This window comes from Actinotalea sp., from assembly GCF_041597215.1.
Taxonomy (GTDB): domain Bacteria; phylum Actinomycetota; class Actinomycetes; order Actinomycetales; family Cellulomonadaceae; genus Actinotalea.
Genome location: NZ_JBFHHB010000350.1, coordinates 1 through 2,050, shown reverse-complemented (window position 1 = coordinate 2,050; position 2,050 = coordinate 1). Strand labels below are relative to the sequence as shown.

3 protein-coding genes are annotated in these 2,050 nt (G+C 71.5%); all 3 read left to right on the top strand.

Annotation, left to right across the window (positions count from 1 at the left end; all coding sequences use genetic code 11):
- Positions 1 to 613, top strand: a 613-nt coding sequence (locus ABWK99_RS15900) for a response regulator (protein WP_372595655.1), incomplete at its 5' end; no start/stop codon positions are given.
- A gap of 183 nt (positions 614 to 796) precedes the next feature.
- Positions 797 to 1,531 (top strand): hypothetical protein, encoded by a 735-nt coding sequence (locus ABWK99_RS15895; RefSeq protein ID WP_372595654.1) that lies wholly within the window; start codon positions 797 to 799, stop codon positions 1,529 to 1,531.
- Positions 1,528 to 2,050 (top strand): hypothetical protein (locus tag ABWK99_RS15890; protein ID WP_372595653.1); only part of this gene is annotated, 523 nt, incomplete at its 3' end. The genes ABWK99_RS15895 and ABWK99_RS15890, both read left to right, overlap by 4 nt.

Sequence of the window (2,050 nt, the reverse complement as noted above, 5' to 3'; positions counted from 1 at the left end):
GTTCCGCGACGGGCTGATCGCACTGATCAGTCGTTGGGAGGACTTCACCGTCGTCGGTTCCGCCTCGTGCGGTGCAGAGGCCGTCCAGAAGACGGCTGCTCTGCGGCCGGGTCTTGTCCTGATGGACGTGCGGATGGCCGGGATGGACGGTGTGGAGGCCACCCGACTGATCACCGCCGCGGATCCGGAGGTGCGGGTCGCCATGCTGACGATGTCCAGCCTCGGGGAGGACGTGTTCCGTGCTCTGCAGAGCGGGGCCCACGGGTACCTGAGCAAGGACGAGTCGGCGAGCAGGCTGCACGACTACCTCTCGGGTCTGATGCGCGGGGAGTCCGCGATGTCCTCGACGCTTGCCGCACGTGTCCTCGCCGAGTTCGGGCTGCCGGGCGGGACAGCGACGGTGATCCCCCCGGCGCACGAGCGCCTGACCCACCGCGAGCGCGAGGTGCTGTGCCTGCTCGTCGACGGTCTGTCGAACGACGAGATCGCCCAACGGATGTTCCTCTCCGAAGCGACCGTCAAGAAGCACCTCGGCTCGATCATGACGAAGCTGCACATGCGCAACCGCGTCCAGGTCGCCGTCTTCGGCGTTCGGCAGGGGATCGTGGGCTGATCCGCCAGACAGGGTGACGGCGGCCGCCGGGACGACCTCACCACGCGCCGTCGCGGGGTATCCGATCGGTTACCCCGCCGTAGCCGGACGGGGCTGCCGCCCGCCCGCCCCACAGGACTTCACTGAACGGGAGAAGAGAGCGCCCCGCACCTCGGGGCGTCCAGCCCCCGGGTGAGGTAGTGGATGAGAACAGCAGCGGTCTACAAGTGGGCGAAGGACGTCGGCGGCGCCGTCGTGCAGAGCGACGGAACCGTACGGTGGCGCAGCACCAAGATGGCCGCGGGAGAGGACGATCACGCAGTCGTCGCGACTGCCCTTCGCCTCGCGGCGACCTCCGGCGGGACCGCCGTCGGGCTGACGATCGGCGACGGAGACGCCAGTTGGGCCTTGGCCCGCGGGCTCACCGCCACGACCTGCATCGGTGATGTCCCCGGGATGATCGACGAGGCATCGACCGCCTACGCCCTCGCCGCGGCGGTGCGCGCAGGAGAGATCGATGTCGTGCTGGTCGGCGATGCAGAGGAGCACCTCGGGATGGGCGCTGCCCTCGCCGGGCACCTCGGATGGCCGGCGCTCGCAGGCGTGCTCTCGGCGAGCGCGAGCGACGGTTGTGTCGAGGCGGTTCGTCGTACCGGCGACCTCGACGAGACCGTCGCTGTCCAGACCCCTGTGGTGCTGATGATCTCCGCCACGGCCGCTGAGCCAAAGGCCCCAGGGATGAAGGAGCTGCTCGCCGCGCGCAAGCGGCCGGTCGAGATGGTCACGACGACCGAGCTGGGCGTGGAAGTTCAGGACACGGTGACCGCGCATGGCACGCGCGTTCCCGAGGTCACCGCTGCCCGGCTGTTCACCGGCGACCCGACGCAGGCCGCAGCCCAGTTGATTGCCGCCCTGCGCACTGAAGGAGTGCTGCGATGACCGCCCCCGTCTGGATCCTCGTGACCGACACGACGCTGCTCGGCGCGGCGATGGGCCTCGCGCGCACCGCGGGCGGCCCGGTGACGATCGTCGCCGTGGGCACGCAACGGCTCGCCGACGCAGCGGCGTCCCTCGGTCCCGATGAGGTGCTGTGGGCAGAGCCTGGCCCCGACCAGCCGGCGGAGGCCTTCGCGTCTGCCGTCGCGGCAGCCGCGGCCGCCGCCGGCCCGCACCTGCTCCTCGGCTCGCCCGCGCCTGCCTCCCGGGTGCTGCTCGGCGCCGCTGCTGCACGCTGCGGGGCAGCCCTTGTGAGCGGCGTCGTCTCGGTCACCGCAGCACACGACGGCATCGCCGCCGAGCGGCTGACCATCGGGCACACCGTCCTGGAGAGTGTCGTCACCGCGGGACCTCTCGCCGCGATCGTCGGCGGCGAGGACTCCGAGGCCGCACCGGGCACCCCTGCCCCCGTGCTCCCGATGCCGGGAGCACCTTCCGGCGCGCTGCACGGTGCGCGCCGTG

Bases quoted from the DNA above. Each gene is read 5' to 3' on its own strand.
- ABWK99_RS15895 (WP_372595654.1), top strand. From the start codon at position 797: ATGAGAACAGCAGCGGTCTACAAGTGGGCGAAGGACGTCGGCGGCGCC.